Annotated in this window: 15 protein-coding genes and 1 tRNA gene; 3 read left to right on the forward strand and 13 right to left on the reverse strand. The window is 53.4% G+C overall.

Features of this window, described 5'->3' with window-relative positions:
* The 5 genes from A918_RS0111460 to A918_RS0111480 form a co-directional block, all read right to left on the reverse strand.
* Positions 1-683: ABC transporter ATP-binding protein (locus A918_RS0111460; RefSeq protein ID WP_022711205.1), on the reverse strand; the 683-nt coding region annotated here is incomplete at its 3' end.
* A gap of 3 nt (positions 684-686) precedes the next feature.
* The gene (locus A918_RS0111465; protein WP_022711206.1) at positions 687-1430 is read right to left on the reverse strand and encodes an ABC transporter ATP-binding protein; all 744 of its coding nucleotides are present in this window, start codon (positions 1428-1430) and stop codon (positions 687-689) included.
* Positions 1427-2428 (reverse strand): branched-chain amino acid ABC transporter permease, encoded by a 1002-nt coding sequence (locus A918_RS0111470; protein WP_022711207.1) that lies wholly within the window; start codon positions 2426-2428, stop codon positions 1427-1429. The genes A918_RS0111465 and A918_RS0111470 overlap by 4 nt, the downstream gene beginning before the upstream one ends.
* Entirely contained in the window at positions 2425-3303 is an 879-nt protein-coding gene (locus A918_RS0111475) for a branched-chain amino acid ABC transporter permease (RefSeq protein ID WP_022711208.1), read from the reverse strand. Before A918_RS0111475 ends, A918_RS0111470 begins: the two co-directional genes overlap by 4 nt.
* Before the next feature lie 119 nt (positions 3304-3422).
* Entirely contained in the window at positions 3423-4565 is a 1143-nt protein-coding gene (locus A918_RS0111480) for an ABC transporter substrate-binding protein (protein WP_022711209.1), read from the reverse strand.
* Positions 4566-4951: 386 nt separating this feature from the next.
* Here A918_RS0111480 and A918_RS20240 point away from each other — a divergent pair, with 386 nt between their 5' ends.
* Positions 4952-5491 (forward strand): invasion associated locus B family protein, encoded by a 540-nt coding sequence (locus tag A918_RS20240; RefSeq protein ID WP_022711211.1) that lies wholly within the window; start codon positions 4952-4954, stop codon positions 5489-5491.
* 71 nt (positions 5492-5562) lie between these two features.
* Here the strand turns inward: A918_RS20240 and A918_RS0111495 are convergent, their stop codons facing one another.
* From A918_RS0111495 to A918_RS0111530, 8 genes are all read right to left on the reverse strand, one after another.
* Positions 5563-6507: a substrate-binding domain-containing protein gene (locus tag A918_RS0111495; protein WP_022711212.1), complete on the reverse strand. Its 945-nt coding sequence runs from the start codon at positions 6505-6507 to the stop codon at positions 5563-5565.
* A gap of 103 nt (positions 6508-6610) precedes the next feature.
* Positions 6611-7624 carry an ABC transporter permease gene (locus A918_RS0111500; protein ID WP_022711213.1) on the reverse strand — a complete coding sequence of 338 codons (1014 nt, stop codon included), beginning with the start codon at positions 7622-7624 and terminating at the stop codon, positions 6611-6613.
* The gene (locus tag A918_RS0111505; RefSeq protein ID WP_028233698.1) at positions 7608-9158 is read right to left on the reverse strand and encodes a sugar ABC transporter ATP-binding protein; all 1551 of its coding nucleotides are present in this window, start codon (positions 9156-9158) and stop codon (positions 7608-7610) included. The genes A918_RS0111500 and A918_RS0111505 overlap by 17 nt, the downstream gene beginning before the upstream one ends.
* Positions 9155-10309, reverse strand: a complete 1155-nt coding sequence (locus A918_RS0111510; protein ID WP_022711215.1) for a Gfo/Idh/MocA family protein — start codon at positions 10307-10309, stop codon at positions 9155-9157. The genes A918_RS0111505 and A918_RS0111510 overlap by 4 nt, the downstream gene beginning before the upstream one ends.
* Before the next feature lie 11 nt (positions 10310-10320).
* Positions 10321-11376, reverse strand: coding sequence for a sugar phosphate isomerase/epimerase (locus A918_RS0111515; protein WP_022711216.1), 1056 nt, complete (start codon positions 11374-11376; stop codon positions 10321-10323).
* Between the two features lie 58 nt (positions 11377-11434).
* Positions 11435-12745: a xylose isomerase gene (gene xylA / locus A918_RS0111520; RefSeq protein WP_022711217.1), complete on the reverse strand. Its 1311-nt coding sequence runs from the start codon at positions 12743-12745 to the stop codon at positions 11435-11437.
* Positions 12742-14040, reverse strand: a complete 1299-nt coding sequence (locus tag A918_RS0111525; protein WP_022711218.1) for an ROK family protein — start codon at positions 14038-14040, stop codon at positions 12742-12744. The genes xylA and A918_RS0111525 overlap by 4 nt, the downstream gene beginning before the upstream one ends.
* A gap of 356 nt (positions 14041-14396) precedes the next feature.
* Positions 14397-14470: transfer RNA gene (locus tag A918_RS0111530), tRNA-Gln, on the reverse strand.
* A 259-nt stretch (positions 14471-14729) separates the two neighbouring features.
* Between A918_RS0111530 and A918_RS20245 the strand changes: the two genes are divergently transcribed.
* Both A918_RS20245 and A918_RS0111540 read left to right on the forward strand, forming a co-directional pair.
* Positions 14730-16412 (forward strand): Ppx/GppA phosphatase family protein, encoded by a 1683-nt coding sequence (locus A918_RS20245; RefSeq protein WP_371257516.1) that lies wholly within the window; start codon positions 14730-14732, stop codon positions 16410-16412.
* Complete coding sequence (locus A918_RS0111540) at positions 16409-17167, forward strand: RlmE family RNA methyltransferase (protein ID WP_022711220.1); 759 nt, start codon at positions 16409-16411, stop codon at positions 17165-17167. Before A918_RS20245 ends, A918_RS0111540 begins: the two co-directional genes overlap by 4 nt.
* The last annotated feature ends 41 nt before the right edge of the window (positions 17168-17208 follow it).

Below are 17208 nucleotides of genomic sequence, written 5' to 3' on the forward strand. Positions count from 1 at the left end.
CCGACACGCGGATCAGCCAGCAGCGCATCTGCCTTGTCATGCATCCGCGTCTGCCCCTGCTCCAGCACCAGACCATAGTCAGACATCGCCAATGCCGCCTTGGCATTCTGCTCAACCATCAGCACCGTCACACCTTCATCGCGCAGACGGATCAGCGTACGGAATGTCTCGCTCACCATTTGCGGTGACAAACCAATGGACGGTTCATCAATCAGGATCAGTTTCGGATCAAGCAGCAGTGCGCGGGCAATTTCCAGCTGCTTCTGCTGACCACCGGAGAGTGTAATCGCTTGCTGATTGGCTTTCTCTTTGAGGATCGGAAATTGCTCCATCACCTCATCAATGCGGCGTGCAACCCTGCTCTGATCCGGTGCGGAAATACCGCCGATCTCCAGATTATGCTTCACCGACAGCATAGGAAACAGGTTGCGCCCCTGCGGGACATAGCTCACGCCATGAGCCAGCATTTTAGCAGGCGACTGCCCTGTCACATCCTTGCCGTTGAGCAGCACCTGCCCTGAGCGGATATTCAGAAGGCCGAAAATCGCTTTGAATACGGTAGATTTTCCCGCACCGTTAGGGCCGATCACTGTGGTGATCGTGCCTTTTTCAATGCGAAAAGACGTACCGTTGAGAATGGTCATTTTGCCGTAGCCGCCAAAGACCTGTTTCAGTTCCAGCATGGCTCAGCCTCCCAGATAGGCTTCAATGACGTCCGGATTGTTACGCACAGTTTCCGGATCGCCTTCGGCAATGATACGCCCGTTTGCCAGCACAATAATGCGCGTGCAGAGCGACATGACAAATTCCATATTATGCTCGATCACAACAAAGGTAGCACCGCGCTCACGGTTAAACGCCTTGAGACGCTCCTTGAGATCGGCCAGCATGGTGAGATTAACCCCGCCTGCCGGTTCATCCAGCATCACCAGCTTCGGCCCCGCCACAAAGGCCATCGCCGCATCGAGCAATTTCTGCTGCCCGTAAGACAGAGAACCTGCTTTTTCATGGGTCTGATGTGTGAGACGGAAGAACTCGATCATCATCTTCGCTTCTTCAGTCAAACCGGCATCCGGACGACCGAACAAACGCGACAGCATCGAGCCTTTATGCTCCTGACCGGCCAGAATGATATTATCCAGCACGCTCATATCCGGAAACACCTGCAGCATCTGGAAGGTGCGGCCGACGCCGAGCTTATTGAGATCGCTTGGGCGTTTGCCCGCAACATTCTGCCCGTCCACCAGCACCGTGCCATTTGTGGCAGGCAATTGCCCGAGAATACAGTTGAACAAAGTGGATTTGCCACTGCCATTCGGCCCGATCAGACCGAGGATTTCCCCTTCATGCACCTCAAAGGATACATCATCCACAGCGGTTACACCGCCAAAATTCTTGCTCAGATTACGCACGGAAAGAACGGGATTCATTGGTTTTTCTCCCCGTTGCTGTCGAGCGCAGCTTTTGTCGTCCATGCGGTTGCCTGCGGATTACGGCGCTGCTTCAATGCATTCTTGGCACGCTCAGCCAATCCCAAAAGTCCTGTCGGGCAGAATACCATCAGCACAATCACCAGTACCGCATAGAGCATCAGATAATAGCCCTCGGTAAAGCGCAGGAATTCCGGCGCCAGCACGATCAGGAAAGCCCCCAAGACCGGCCCGAAGAAGAAGCCAGCACCGCCGACAATCACCATCAGCAGGATTTTAAGCGAGATCGGCAGACCGAAAGAATGCGGCTCGATATATTGGGTGAGCTGCGCAATCAAGCCACCAGCCAGACCGCCATAGGCAGCACCAATCGCAAAGGCCAGCAAAGTCATTTTACGCACATCAACGCCCAGACTATTCGCGCGGATCGGGTTTTCACGCAGGCCTTTAAATGCCCGCCCCCAAGGAGAGCGAATAATGCCGTAAAGCGCCAGTGCCGTCAGCACAAACAGGCCAAGTACGAAATAATAAAACGGCGTGGCCATCATGGTTTTCATGCCGAAAATTTCCGGACGCGGAATGCCAGTCAGACCGTATGTCCCGCCTGTCAGCCATTCTTCATTGCGCAGCACGAGGATAACCAGCGCATTGAAAGCCAGCGTCACAAAAGCCAGAAAATGATGCTGTACCCGCAAAGCCGGATAACCGAGCAGCAGACCAAGCACAAAGCACAGCAGCATTGCCGCAATCAGCGCGAATGGCCATGCGATACCAGCCATGGTCATCAGCGCCACAGTATAGGCACCCAAAGCCATAAAACCGGCCTGCGCCAGCGAAATCTGCCCCGCATAGCCGAGCGTCAGGTTAAGCCCCATGGCAGCAATGGAATAGATCAGCCACGACGACAGTACCAGTAGTCCATAATTGGATTGCGAGAATGGCAAAGCAATCAGAATAGCCAGACCGGCCAGAAGAAAGAGTATTTTGCGAAGGCTCATATTGTACGTCCTTCCGCCTTGCCGAACAGCCCCTGCGGGCGCACGAGAATAATCACAATCAGCAGGATCAACGGCACTGCCGAGCGATAGGATGCGGAAATATAAGCAGCCGAGAGATTATCAATCACGCCGATCAGCAGACCACCGGCCAAGGCACCACGAATCTGGTTAAAGCCACCGACAATCGCCGCGATAAAAGCGATCAGCCCCAATGTTTCACCATTGGAGAATTTCGCCAGATAGATCGGTGAAATCAGAATGGATGCCAGCAAAGCCAGCGCGCCATTGATTAAAAATGTATAAAGAATCATGCGCTTAACCGGCACGCCGAGAATTTCCGCCACCTGCGGATTTTGCGCTGTTGCCTGCATACAGCGCCCCGTCTTGGTGCCGTTGAGGAAGAATTGCAGCAGCGCCACAGTGCCGAGCGAGATCGCCAGAACCGCAATATCCTGCACCGAGATCGCCGCTCCGAAAATATTCAAAGTGCGGTCGGTAAACAGCGCCGGAAACGGCATAGCTTCCGCCGTATAGAATTGTTTGACGCCTTCTTTCAGCAAAATGCCCAGCGCGATTGTCGCAATAACAATCGGCAACACGCCATGCGGCAGCAACGGATCAATGATGATACGTTTGAAGCCATAGCCCAGAAACAGCAGTGTCAGCACCAGCGCCAGCAAAATGGCAACCGGAAAGCTGAGACCTAAAATCTGCGTGCCTGCCAGCACAAAAAATGCGGGCAGCATGACAAATTCGCCCTGCGCGAAATTGATCGTCTGCGACGCCTGCCAGAGCAAAGTAAAGCCGATTGCCACAAGGGCATAGATCGAGCCTGTTGCCAGACCCGACACCAGCAACTGAAAGAAAGTAGCCATCAGGAAAAGTCCGTTTTGCGGGCATAATCCGGCGGGCACCCCGCCGGAATATGCAACGACTATTTATTGTTACGCATGTCGTTATCGGAAAACCGGCATCCACTTTTCCGCGACATGCGTTAAAGCTTCGGCAGTGTGGAGACGACAGACTGCTTGCCGTCTTTGACTTCCACAAGGAAGCTCTCACGGTTCACTTCGCCTTTGTCGTCCCATGTGGTTTCCATCAGAATGCCCGGCTCATCGGCCGGTGTGATGGTCAGCCCGTGAAGCGCATCAGCAAAAGCCTGACGGTCAACTTTACCGTTTTTCGTGGTCACATATTTCACGATATAAGCGCCCATATAGGCTTTAATCGCATTGTGATCCGGCTTGTAGCCATATTTGCCTTCAAATTTCTTGGCAAAATCCTGCACAGCCTGCACCGGTGCATCAGCTGTCAAACCAACATGGCCGCGTACGCCGTTGACCGCATCACCGGCCAGATCAATTACCTTCTGGTTCATCAGTGTGGTTTCACCAAAGATCGGCTGTTTCACGCCCTGTTTCTGCATTTCTTTCAGCAGACGCGCGCTTTCTTCTTCGTGCAGATAGGCAAAGATCACATCGGCATTGCTGTCTTTAAGCTTCACCACGTCAGCGGCGAAATCAGCCTGACCGACTTCACTGGAAACATCGCCGACAAGCTTGATGCCACGCTTGTCAAGTTCCGCAACAAACGCATCGCGTCCGCCCTTGCCGAAATCATTATTGACCCATGCAACGGCAACGGTTTTGGCACTCAATTCATCGGTGAGATATTTCACCAGTTTCGGCATCGACTGCTGCGCGCCGAAGGATGTGCGGAAAATATAAGGATTACCGAGATCGGTGATGAATGGTGCTTCCGCACCAGTCAGCTGCGGCACGCCATTCTGCATGGCAACCATCATATTGACTTTGACCGAGCCGGAATAAATCGGCCCCATAATCACATAAGCGCCGTCGTCAATCGCCTTCTGCACCATAGCGCGCGAAGTCGTTGCATCGGTTTGCGTGTCATAGTCTGTGACTTCGAGCTGCTGTCCGAGCACGCCGCCTGCGGCATTGATCTCTTCAACAGCCAGCTTCAAACCGTCGCGCCAATTGGTGCCAACGGTCGCGCCTGCACCGGACAGTTCAATCACGTCTGCGATTTTGATGGTTTCCGCCGCAAAACTCATTTGCGGCAATGCTGCCGACAATGCAGCTGCTGCAGTTAAAGCCAGTAAATGTCTTCTGTTCATAAACCCCTCCCAAGGCTCCCCGACCGGATGGGATTTCATTCTGTCTGCACAATCATTCACATCATTATTGTCAGCACAAAAACAACATATGTTTTCAGCCCTACAGAAATGTATATTCAATGACCGGAGTTTCAGCCCATCATAATCTGATTTAACGGCTTGTTTGCACAGTTGCAAGCACAGGCTTAACCAATAAAGCCCGATATTTCCGCATTGCCGGAATGCTCCGATTTTATCCCCGTAAAACATGCATAATTGTCAGTATTTCACCGGCCAAAACTGTCTATGGTGCGGATTATTTTCAATTATTCAGAACCGGCGAAAACCATATCTGCCGGTTTCTGAAATATCCGTCAGTCATTCAATAAAACAGGGGAGCGTAAGTGATGAATAACAAAAACATCCTCAAAATAATAACCGGAACCATACTCTGTCTGACCCTGCATGTTGCATCCGTATCAGCTGCCACCGGATTACCCGGCGGAGCATCATCGCTCTCTGAAACTTACGGCAACTGGACAGTTTCCTGCCTTGTTCAAAAGCAGGACGAAGCGCAGAAAGTCCTCTGTTCCATGTCCCAGCAACAGGTTGATGACAAAAGACAGCGGGCTCTTGCCGTTGAGATTAGCCCTGACAAAAGCGGTGCATCCGGTGCCTTTGTTCTGCCGTTCGGCCTCAATCTCAGCGCCGGAGCGGTTTTGCAGATTGATGAAACCACTGCGGACAAAGCTGTTGCATTCTCAACCTGCCTGCCAGCCGGTTGTATTGTACCCGCCAGTTTTGATGCTGCGAAGACAGATGCCTTAAGCAAGGGGCAGAACCTGTCTGTCCTCATACAATCTGCGGACGGAAAAGATCTTAAACTTACAGTTCCGCTGGATGGCTTTGCTTCCGCTATAAAACGCACCAAAGAATTACTGAAATAAGTATCCGCTCATAGTACAAAACAAAAAAGTTCCGGCGAACCGGAGCTTTTCTTTTTTCAGGTACAACCTGATCAATATGGTGAATTAGGGAAGTAGAATTCCTGTGCATTGTCCTTGGTGACAAGGGTTGCATCCAGAATATAGCGTCCGCGCACCGGCACCTGATCGTAGAAATTGGCAACGGTCAGTTCCATTGCAGTTGCAATCATTGCAGGCGGATAGAGCACATCAACCGGCACCATAGCATCGCCGTCGGCAACCTTTTTGATCATTTCTTTCATGCCGGCACCACCGACAACCATTTTAATATCTGTGCGTTTAGCCTGCTGAATGGCTTCAAGAGCACCAACGCTCATATCGTCATCCTGCGTCCAGACCGCATCGATCTTCGGATATTTAACCAGATAATCCTGCATCACTTTAAAGGCATCATCGCGCGACCAGTTACCGAACTGCTTGTCCAGCACCTTGATGTCGCTGCCGGCCACCGCACCGTCAAAGCCCTTCTGTCGCTCTTCATCAATCACGATCGGCAGGCCACGAATAACCACGACATCGCCTTTGCCAAGCGTATCTTTCAGATACTGACCGGCAACGCGGCCGAGTTCTTCATTATTACCGGCAACATAAAGATCCTGAATGGACTGGTCAGACAATGCGCGGTCAACAACGGTAATGAAAATGCCCTTATCCTTCACCTGACGGATCGGATCGGTCAGCTCATCGGAATTATGCGGCAGCGTTACCAGCGCATCCATGCCCTGCGTGGTCAGATCTTCCAGAGCATTGGCCTGCGAAGCGCCGTCCGGCGAGGTTTTGATAACAATTTTCAAACCCGGATGGCTCTTCTCCAGAACCGCTTTTGCACGTTCTGCGTGATAGACAACGCCGCCGGTCCAGCCGTGGTCAGCCGCCGGTATCGACACGGCAATCGTGACTTTCTTTTCTTCCTGTGCCTGAGCCGCTGTCCCGAACAGGGCAGCAGCACAAACAGCACCTAACAGAATATTTTTCATGGTCTCACTCCCTGATATTTGGCCTGACGACACGGCGGTCCGGCCTCCCCTCCGCCGCTTTGCGACAGCGGGGCCACAGCCCCACCGCCAAGTACATCTGCAATTACTGACGCCGCGACAATGACCGCTGCACCAGCATTGCAATAATGATAATCGCGCCCTGCACCGCTCCGATCAGATATTCACTGACCAGATCAGACAGAACCATAATATTACCGACAACTTCCAGAATGAGCGCACCGCAAACAGTGCCCCAGATGCGGCCAACACCGCCACGCAAGGCTGTGCCACCGATTACCACCGCTGTAATTGCCTGCAATTCCCACATCAGTCCCGTGGTTGGTGTGGCTGCGCCCAGACGCGGAATGTAAATCAGAATAGCGATAGCAACGCAGATCCCCTGAATGACAAAAGCCATTGTGCGCACGCGGTTAACCGGAATGCCGGAATAACGCGCCACATCCTGATTGGAACCAACCGCGATAATATGGCGGCCAAAAGCTGTGCGATAGAGAATGAAAGATGCAATCAGCGCCACAACAATGATTGCAATAATCGGCACCGGAACGCCCAGAATATTGCCGAAATAAACCGGACGATAGGCTGCCCGCAGCTCCTGTGATTTCATGGCAATGGAACCGCCTTCAGCCAGATAAATGGTGAGTGCGCGGAAAATCCCCATTGTGCCGAGTGTAACGATAAATGGTTCGATACGTCCGAGTGTGGTCGTGACACCATTGGCCAGTCCGCAAAGCGCGCCGACAACAATAGCAATACAGGCCGCCACCAGCAGCATCGGCAGAATGCCGGTGATGATGCCGGAATTCATGAACATGATCGTAACAGCGGCGACAAAGGCAGACATAGAGCCGACAGACAGATCAAGACCGCCGGACGAGATCACAAAGGTCGCGCCGATAGCGATAATCGCGATGAAGGCACTGCGTGTTGCAATATTCAGCAGATTGTCCACACCGATGAAATTGGAATTCACCAGCGTTCCAAAGACCAGCAGAGCCGCCAATGCCACGAAAGGGGCAACAGCACGCAAATCCATATCCTGCCAGAAGCGGCGTTCTGTTGTATTTTGCGGAGTGGTTTTAGCCTGTTCTGTCATAGCGCCTCTGCAAAATTGCAGCCTCTGAAGATGTGACACCGGTGGCGTGCACAACAATTTCATTCTCGGTCATTTTGTCTCCGCTGATTTCCGCAACGATACGGCCATTGCGCATCACCAAAGCACGGTGACACAGGCCGATCAGCTCCGGCATTTCCGAAGAAATCACGATAACGGCTTTGCCCTGTGCGGCCAGCTCGGCAATAAAACGGTAAATCTGCTCTTTGGTGCCAATGTCGATACCGCGTGTCGGCTCATCAATGATCACAATATCCGGCTCGAGCAGCATCATCTTCGCCAGCAGCAATTTCTGCTGATTACCGCCTGAAAGCTGTCCGGCGAGAAGATCAGGATTACGGGTACGGATATCAAAGTCCCCGATTGCCTTTTCCAATGCTGCGGCCTCGGCAGTGCGGTTGATCTGCAAGCCTGAAAATTGGCTTAAAGCGGCCAATGTCAGATTGGTGCGCAGGTTTTGTGCCAGCAACAGTCCTTTGCCCTTGCGGTCTTCACTCAGGTAAACAAGTCCGGCATCCATGCTCTCACGGGCATTATGAAAGCGCCGTGCGGTTCCGTTGACACGCACAGTACCATGCGCATGACGCAAGCCCACCACGCCCTCGCAAAGCTCGGTGCGCCCCGCGCCAATCAGCCCCGCAAAACCGAGTATTTCACCTTTATGCAGCGTAAAGCCACAATTGCTCGCATAACCCGGAACGGTAAAATCCAAGACTTCCAGCACCGGCGTTCTGACCTGCGGGATGACACGTTCCGGATAAAGCTGGGACATATCCCGCCCGACCATCAGCTGCGCCATATCCAGCGGTTCCAGCCCCTCAGCCTCGCGCGTTGTAATCATCTGCCCGTCGCGCAGCACTGTCACGCGATCGGCAATGGCTTTCACCTCCGGCAAGCGGTGCGAAATATACAAAATCGCAGCACCGCGATTACGGATAGCCATGATGACTTTGAGCAAAGCCTCAGTTTCAACCGGCGTCAGTGAAGCAGTCGGCTCATCAAAAATCACCAGTCTGTGCGGCACCAGCAAAGCACGGGCAATCTGCACCAACTGCCTCTGTGCAATCGACAATTGCTCAACACGGGTCGTCGGGTCGATATCAGCACCGAGATCTGCAACTGCCGCTCTGGCCTGCGCATTCATCGCACGGTCATTCAGCATCGGACCTTTGCGCTGCTCGCGACCGAGGAAAATATTCTGTGCAACAGTCATATCCGGTGCCAGCAAAATCTCCTGATGCACCAGCACAATACCGCGATGTTCCGCATCAACTGGCCCTGACAGCACAACCGGCTGTCCATCAATAAAGATTGTGCCCTTGCTCGGACTTAAATGTCCGGCCAGCAGTTTCATCAATGTCGATTTACCGGCACCGTTTTCGCCGATCACCGTGTGGATTTCACCCTCACGGATATCCAGCGTAATATCGCGCAGCACTTCCACCGGTCCAAAACTTTTGGCCAGTCCCTCAACACGCATAAAAGGTGGTTTGCTGCTCGTGTCTCGTTCTGTCATCGCAAATTTGTCCAGACATTGCCTGCTTTGGATGAAGCCACAGAGGCTTCAATAAAGCGCATTCCTTCAAGCCCGTCTTCAACAGTCGGATATAGTACCGCCGCATCCGGTTTTTCACCGTTGCGCGCTGCGCGGATAGCGCGTGCTGCTTCCGTGTAAATCGTGGCAAAACCTTCGAGATAACCTTCCGGATGCCCGCCCGGAATACGGGTAACTCGTGCCGCTGAAGCACCGGCTCCGGCACCGCCACGGGTGATGAGTTGCTTCGGCTCGCCGAAACGCGTGAACCACAGATAGTTCGGATCAGACTGCGACCATTCCAGCCCGCCTTTGCTACCATAGACCCGCAGTTTCAGCCCGTTTTCATTGCCGACGGCAACCTGACTTGCCCATAACATGCCGCGTGCGCCGCCTTTGTAGCGCAGCATAATCTGCACATCATCGTCCAGCGCCCGCCCCTCAACAAAACTGGTCAGCTGCGCCAGCACAGCCTCGGCTTCAAGACCGCTGACAAATCCGGCCAGATGATAGGCATGGGTGCCGATATCACCGATTGCGCCACCGGCTCCGGAGCGTTTCGGATCAGTGCGCCATTCAGCCTGTTTATTACCGCTCAGCTCACTGCGCTCGGTCAGCCAGTCCTGTGCATATTCGGCCTGCACAACACGGATATCGCCCAGATCACCATTGGCCACCATTTCCCGCGCCTGCCGGATCATCGGATAGCCACTGTAATTATGGGTCAGCACAAAGATTTTACCGGACTGCTGAACAGTTTCAACCAGCTGCTCGGCTTCAGAAACTGTTGTTGTCAGCGGCTTGTCGCAAATTACGTGAATGCCTGCGGCCAGAAAAGCACGGGCAGCTGTGCCATGCAGATGGTTCGGCGTGACTATAGCCACAGCCTCAATCCCATCCGGCCTTTTGCTTTCCGCCAGCGCCATTTCTTCAAAAGACGCATAAGAGCGCTCAGGTGCAATGCCCAGCTCTTGCGCAGAAGCACCTGCGCGTGCCGGATCGGATGAAAGCGCACCGGCAACCAGTTCATACTGATCGTCGATCCGCGCTGCAATGCGATGCACCGCGCCAATAAAAGCGCCCTGTCCCCCGCCGACCATGCCAAGTCTGATACGATGTGCTGCGTTTCCCATAACCGCCTCCCTTAGACCAAACCGAGCATTTTACGGTTTGCCGCATCATCAGTGCCCGCATCGGCAAAATCATCAAAAGCACGCTCTGTGACACGGATGATATGATGACGGATAAATTCCGCACCTTCCCGCGCACCGTCTTCAGGATGCTTCAATGCGCATTCCCATTCAAGCACCGCCCAGCTGTCGAAGTCATGCGTTGTCAGTTTCGAGAAAATACCGCCGAAATCGACCTGCCCGTCACCCAGCGAGCGGAAACGGCCTGCGCGGTTCACCCAGCTCTGGAAGCCGCCATAAACGCCCTGTCGTCCGGTCGGATTAAACTCCGCATCCTTGACGTGAAACGCTTTGATGCGTTCATGATAAATATCAATGAAATCAAGGTAATCGAGCTGCTGCAGCACGAAATGCGACGGATCATACAGGATATTGGCGCGGGCATGATTTTTCACCCGATCCAAGAACATCTCATAGGAAATGCCGTCATGCAGATCTTCCCCCGGATGTAATTCGTAGCAAACATCCACACCGTTTTCATCGGCATAATTGAGCAGCGGTGTCCAGCGTTGCGCCAGTTCATCAAAAGCTGTTTCGACAAGACCGGCAGGGCGCTGCGGCCACGGATAAACATAGGGCCATGCCAGCGCACCGGAGAAGGATGCCATCGCAGTCAGGCCAAGATGTTTGGAAGCCCGCAGCGCGCGGCGCACCTGATCTTCCGCCCATGCCCGACGTGCCTGCGGATTGCCGCGCACATCCTCATCGGCAAAACCATCAAAGGCTGCATCATAGGCCGGATGCACCGCAACAAGCTGCCCCTGCAAATGCGTTGAAAGCTCGGTGATCTCCAAACCATTATCAGCGGCAATGCCTTTGATTTCATCGCAATAGGTTTGCGAATCCGATGCTTTTTTCAGATCGAACAAACGCTTATCCCATGTCGGAATCTGCACGCCCTTATAGCCCAGCGAGGCTGCCCATTTGCAGATATTCTCAAAGGAGTTAAACGGTGCCGCATCTCCCGCAAACTGCGCCAGAAATATCGCCGGTCCTTTAATCGTTTTCATCATCCCACTCCCGAATTTTCTGTATCGTTTCTGATGTTCGCCGTTGCCAGAAGTGCAACTAAACGTAACAATTCACGATATTCTCCAGATATTCCTGACGACCGGAAACCGGCTGCGGCTCAATTCCGCTGTCGCGCACATAGGCAGCAATGTCTTCCAGTGATTGTTTGCCCTGCAACATGGCCTGCGCCTGCGGCTGCTGCCATCCGGCATAACGTGCATCAAGCGGAGCGGACAAAGCTTTATCCTCAATCATTTTCGCTGCGGCTTTAAGCCCGCGTGCACAGCAATCCATCGCGCCGATATGCGCAATCAGCAGATCCTGCGGATCGAGCGACTGACGCCGCAATTTGGCATCAAAATTTGTGCCGCCGGTGGTAAAGCCGCCGCCTTGCAGAACCTGATAATAGGCCAGCGCCATTTCCGGCACATTGTTCGGAAACTGATCTGTATCCCAGCCGGACTGGTAATCATTGCGGTTCATATCAATGGAGCCGAAAATGCCCAGCGCATTGGCCATTGCCAGCTCATGTTCAAATGAATGACCGGCAAGAATGGCATGCCCCTGCTCGATATTGACCTTCACCTCGCCTTCCAGACCATAGCGCTTGAGAAAGCCGTAAACGGTGGCGACATCAAAATCATATTGATGCTTGGTCGGTTCCTGCGGCTTAGGCTCGACAAGGATTGTGCCTTTGAAACCGATTTTATGCTTGTAATCGACCACCAGCGAGAGAAAGCGCCCCATCTGGTCAAGCTCGCGCCCTGCATCGGTATTCAGCAGGGTTTCATAGCCTTCACGCCCGCCCCAGAGCACATAATTCTCACCATTCAGGCGGTGCGTCACATCCATGCAATGCTTAACCGTCGCGGCAGCATAGGCAAAAATTTCAGGATCAGGATTGGTGGCAGCACCGGCCATATAGCGGCGATGCGAGAAAAGATTGGCGGTCCCCCAGAGCAGTTTGACGCCCGTCTGGTTCATCTTCTCCTGAAGATAATCGGCCATGTGGTCGAGATTGGCCGATGTTTCCGCAAAATTTTTGCCCTCGGGGCGGATATCCGCATCGTGGAAACAATAATAAGGTGTACCGAGCAGCGTAAACAATTCAAAGGCCACATCAGCTTTGTGCTTCGCGTGATCCAGCGTGTCGCCGAACCACGGGCGCTCAAAAGTCTGCCCGCCGAACGGATCGCCGCCAACCCATGCAAAACTGTGCCAATAGGCAATGGCAAAGCGCAGATGATCTTCCAGCCTTTTGCCCAGCACAATCTCGTTCGGATTGTAGAAACGATAGGCAAGCGGATTGGTGCTTTTCTCACCCTCATAGCGGATGGGTTTATCCAATCCGAAGAAACCTGTGCTCATGCCGTTACCCTCTGTGCGTTATTATTATTTGTCACCAGCAATTTTGATTTCTGAACTTCCGTCTCCGCATCAACGCGAAGCAAAGATGTGATTGCACAGCCTTGCAGGATCAGCGGCTGTTCCGACGGATAGCAACGGATGGTCAGGTCTTTGGGCGATTGCAGGCCGTTACGCGGCCCGACCTGCCGTCCATCGGCAAGATCGCCGCTGATGGTCTGGCGCAATTCATCCTCGATGAGATCAAAAGCGTGCACACCGGGGCCGACAAAGGCCAGCGGCACCGGATCAATCAACGAGAAAATGCTGCGCAAGGCAAAACCAAGCGCCTTGCCTGCCTGCTGGAAAGCCTGCCGTGCAACGCCGTCTGCCGTTCTGGCCTCATGCGCCAGCGCATAAAAATCGCTCTCGGGAATCATCGCCACGGGTGCACTGTTTTCATCAACACCATGCGCCTTGCGCCAGATGCCATAATCACTGGCATAGGCCTCAAGACAACCGTGGCGACCACAGCGGCACAAAGCACCATCCGGCATATAGACCACATGACCGAATTCCGCAGCTGACGAGCGTGCACCGGAAAACGGTTCGCCTTTCAGATACAGCCCCATGCCGATACCGGACGAAAACAGGATCGCCGCGAAATCACCGTGGAAGATATCCGGCTGCGACCAGCGCAAGGCTTCGGCGATCATCAGACAGTCGTTGAAAACCATCACCGGAACATCAAAAGCCTGCTTCAGAAAATCCGCTATAGTTACATTTTCCGCACCGATTGTCGGTGACCAGACCAGCATCTGATGGGCAGCATCGGTCATGCCCTGCACGCTCACAGAGATATGGCGCAGATTTTTCGCCTGATCAGGATAGCGGCTGAGTAATCCGCTGATCTGCCGCTCCAAGGCTGCAAGAAGTGCATCCGGCGCTATAGTCAGCGTATCAAGCTGCAATTGCTCAAAGGCAACTCTCTGTCCCGTATAATCGAACAGGTCTACGTCAATCACATTCAGCGCGATATTGACCGCAACGACAAATGCGCATTGAGGATTGAGCCCGAGCAAAACCTGCGGACGGCCGCGCTTACCCTCGGTATTATTCGCGGCTTCTGTTTCAGGCACTTCAACGAGCACCTGCTCTGCCAGCAACATGGCACTGATAGCGGAAATTGTGGAGTGGCTCATACCAGTCATGCCGGCGATATCCGTGCGCGACAGACTGCCGGACTGCCGCAGCAATCGCAGAATCCGCCGCCGGTTTTGCCAGCGCAACTCTTCAGATCGTGAAACGCCTCCCGTCACACGACACCTCCCTTATAACGGAACGGTTCTTGCCGACCTGCTTCCGTCTGTCTCCTCTGCAGATAAGACTGGCACGGATTTTTCTGCTTGTCATCTATTTTTCGAGCATCGAAAAAAATAAGATTTCTATGTATCAGCAATAAAATCAGGCCGGATAATTAAAAATGAAGGCTGATGTCGGGGAAATGAAAGAATCACATGCCGCATCGGCTGGTGCGATTCGTATGGATTACAGCTTTCGGAAAATTCGGTTCTTCCTCAGAAAACACCGCCGACACGGAAATATACCATATCAAAACAATGGATTACCGCATCAAACCGGTAAATCATTATATTCTATGAATTGAGAAGAAAATTGGCTGGGGAACCTGGATTCGAACCAAGACTAACGGAGTCAGAGTCCGTCGTTCTACCATTAAACTATTCCCCAGCATCGCTGCTCTGTGAGAGCGAAGCGGTGACGCTCGCGGCGCCGTGGGTGGTCATATAATTGATATTTTCACAAATGCAAACCCTCTTTGCACTGATTTCAATATATTTTTCCACAGATCACAAAATTCTCCTTTCTCTTAGCAATTTGCGCCCCTTGGTAAATCGGCAAAGGACTGTTACATTAAGGGCAACGTGAAATAGTCTGCACCATGCCTGCGTCCCTGAAGGGTTCGCGCGGTGCCAAAAGGACAAAAACTTTGAAGAACCCCGATCTGCACGCCCCAAAGGTGTCTATCAACGGGGCGTCTGGCGGCAAAGAAGGAAGAACATCTTCCTCTGAACCACCAAATACAGGGCAACGGTCAGGCCGTTCTCCTGTCGGCTCATCGTCACCAAAGCCCGTGGCAGATGAATCGGGACGCTTCGATAAAAAACAGCGCAAACGTGCGCGCCGGCGAAAAGCCGGTAAGCATAATGGCTCGGAAACGATGTCAGCCGGTGCACAAGGTTCTTCTCTTGCCACCGAACGGGTTTCTGCGAACAGCGATAAGTCATCTGCAGCCAAATCAGCGCGTGCAGAAAACAGTTCCGGCAATCATGCACCGAAGAGCGAGCAGAAAAACGGCCAAAGAAACGGGAAGAAACTCTCGAACCGCCGCAGACGTTCGCGCCGTAAAAAGCAGCAGGACAATCCGGCCGCAGCCAATAATATAGCTGCAGCACCATCGGCACAATCTGCATCACAAGTTCAAACCGCCAAGCACGGGCATGCGCCAAACCGCCAAGGCCCGAAAACAAGTGCGGCCAGAGCAGAGCATAATTCCGGTCACGCAGGTGAAAACCGTGCGCCGCAGGCCGCGCAGCCGCGTGCCTATGAGCCGCCGCTTTATGCTGCCCTTGATCTCGGCACCAATAATTGCCGTTTGCTGATTGCCACACCAAGCAGACCCGGACAATTCCGCGTTGTCGACTCTTTCTCGCGTATTGTGCGTCTTGGTGAAGGCTTCGGCACCAGCGGCCGCCTGAGCGATCAGGCAATGAACCGTGCGATTGAAGCGCTGAAAATCTGCCGTGATAAGCTTGAGAGCAAGAATATCCGCCGCAGACGCCTGATTGCGACAGAAGCCTGCCGTTCGGCCAGCAATGGCGAGGATTTTCTGGAGCGGGTACGCGAAGAAGCCGGTCTTGAGCTGGAAATTGTGGACCGTCAGACTGAAGCAAGCCTTGCGGTTTCCGGCTGCGGTACACTGGTCAATCGCGAGACCGATGCGCTTGTGCTGTTTGACATCGGTGGCGGCTCCTCGGAAATCGCCCTGATTGATGTGACCTGCCGCCGCTCTTCACGCCTTGCAGAACATATCACCGCATGGACCTCCCTGCCCGTTGGTGTTGTCACTCTGGCGGAGAAATTCGGCGGACGCGATGTTACGCCCGAAAATTATGCGGAAATGGTTGCCTATGTTGCCGGTATGCTGAATGATTTTAGCGAGCGGCACAAGCTGGGCGAACTTGCCCAAAGCACACATTTCCATCTGCTCGGCACATCCGGTACGGTAACCACTTTGGCAGGCATTCATCTGGGGCTTGAGCGCTATGACCGTCGCCGCGTGGATGGCATGTGGATGGGCTCGCAGGATGTGACTGACATGACCGCCAAGCTGTTGTCATGGGATTTCAAAACCCGTGTGGCCAATCCGTGCATCGGTGCTGACCGTGCTGATCTGGTGCTGGCCGGTTGTGCTATTCTCGATGCCATCCGTCAGATCTGGCCGAGCGAAAGATTGCTGGTTGCCGATCGCGGTTTGCGCGAAGGTATCCTTACTGAATTGATGTCCCGCGATGGTGCATGGCGCCACCGCCGCCCTCATCAGGCAAAAGAAACTTATATGAAAAACGGTTCCGGCAGGGACACGCAGCTAAAGGGCAGACAGTCGATATGAGCGGTTCTGGAAGCAAATCCGGCAAATCAAAATTCGGCAACACCACCGGTGGCCGTGGCGGCGCAGGCACGCGCGGTATGCATGTGCGTGTCAAGAAAAAGGCCGGCACGATTAAAGAAACATCGCGCCGCTGGCTGGAACGCCATCTCAACGACCCTTATGTGCAGCAGTCCAAGGCAGACGGCTACCGCTCCCGCGCGGCCTACAAGCTGATCGAGATTAATGAGCGCTATAATATTCTGAAAAAAGGCCAGAAGATTATCGATCTTGGTGCAGCCCCTGGCGGCTGGAGCCAGATTGCTGCGAAGATCGTCGGTTCCAATGATGAGCAGCCGCATGTGGTCGGCATTGATTATCTCGACGTTGATCCGTTGCCGGGTGTTGCACTCCTGAAAATGGACTTTCTGGATGATGAAGCACCGAATGCCATTATGAATGCATTGGGTGACTCACCTGATCTGGTGATTTCCGATATGGCGGCACCAACCACCGGTCATCGCCGCACCGACCATCTGCGCACCGCGCATCTTTGTGAAGTCGCAGCGCATTTTGCCGTTTCGGTACTGAAACCGGGTGGCCACTTCCTGACCAAGACCTTTCAGGGCGGCACCGAGAACGACCTGTTGACCATGCTGAAGCAGAATTTCCGCTCTGTGCATCACGTTAAGCCACCTGCATCGCGCGCGGAATCCGTTGAGCTTTATCTGCTCGCCCGCGATTTCAAAGGCCGTAAGGAAGATGACAGCGAAGAGTAATCTCGCTTAGCAGACCAATAAAAAAAGCGCGGCTCAGCCGC

Source organism: Pseudochrobactrum sp. AO18b (assembly GCF_000409565.1).
GTDB lineage: Bacteria > Pseudomonadota > Alphaproteobacteria > Rhizobiales > Rhizobiaceae > Pseudochrobactrum > Pseudochrobactrum saccharolyticum.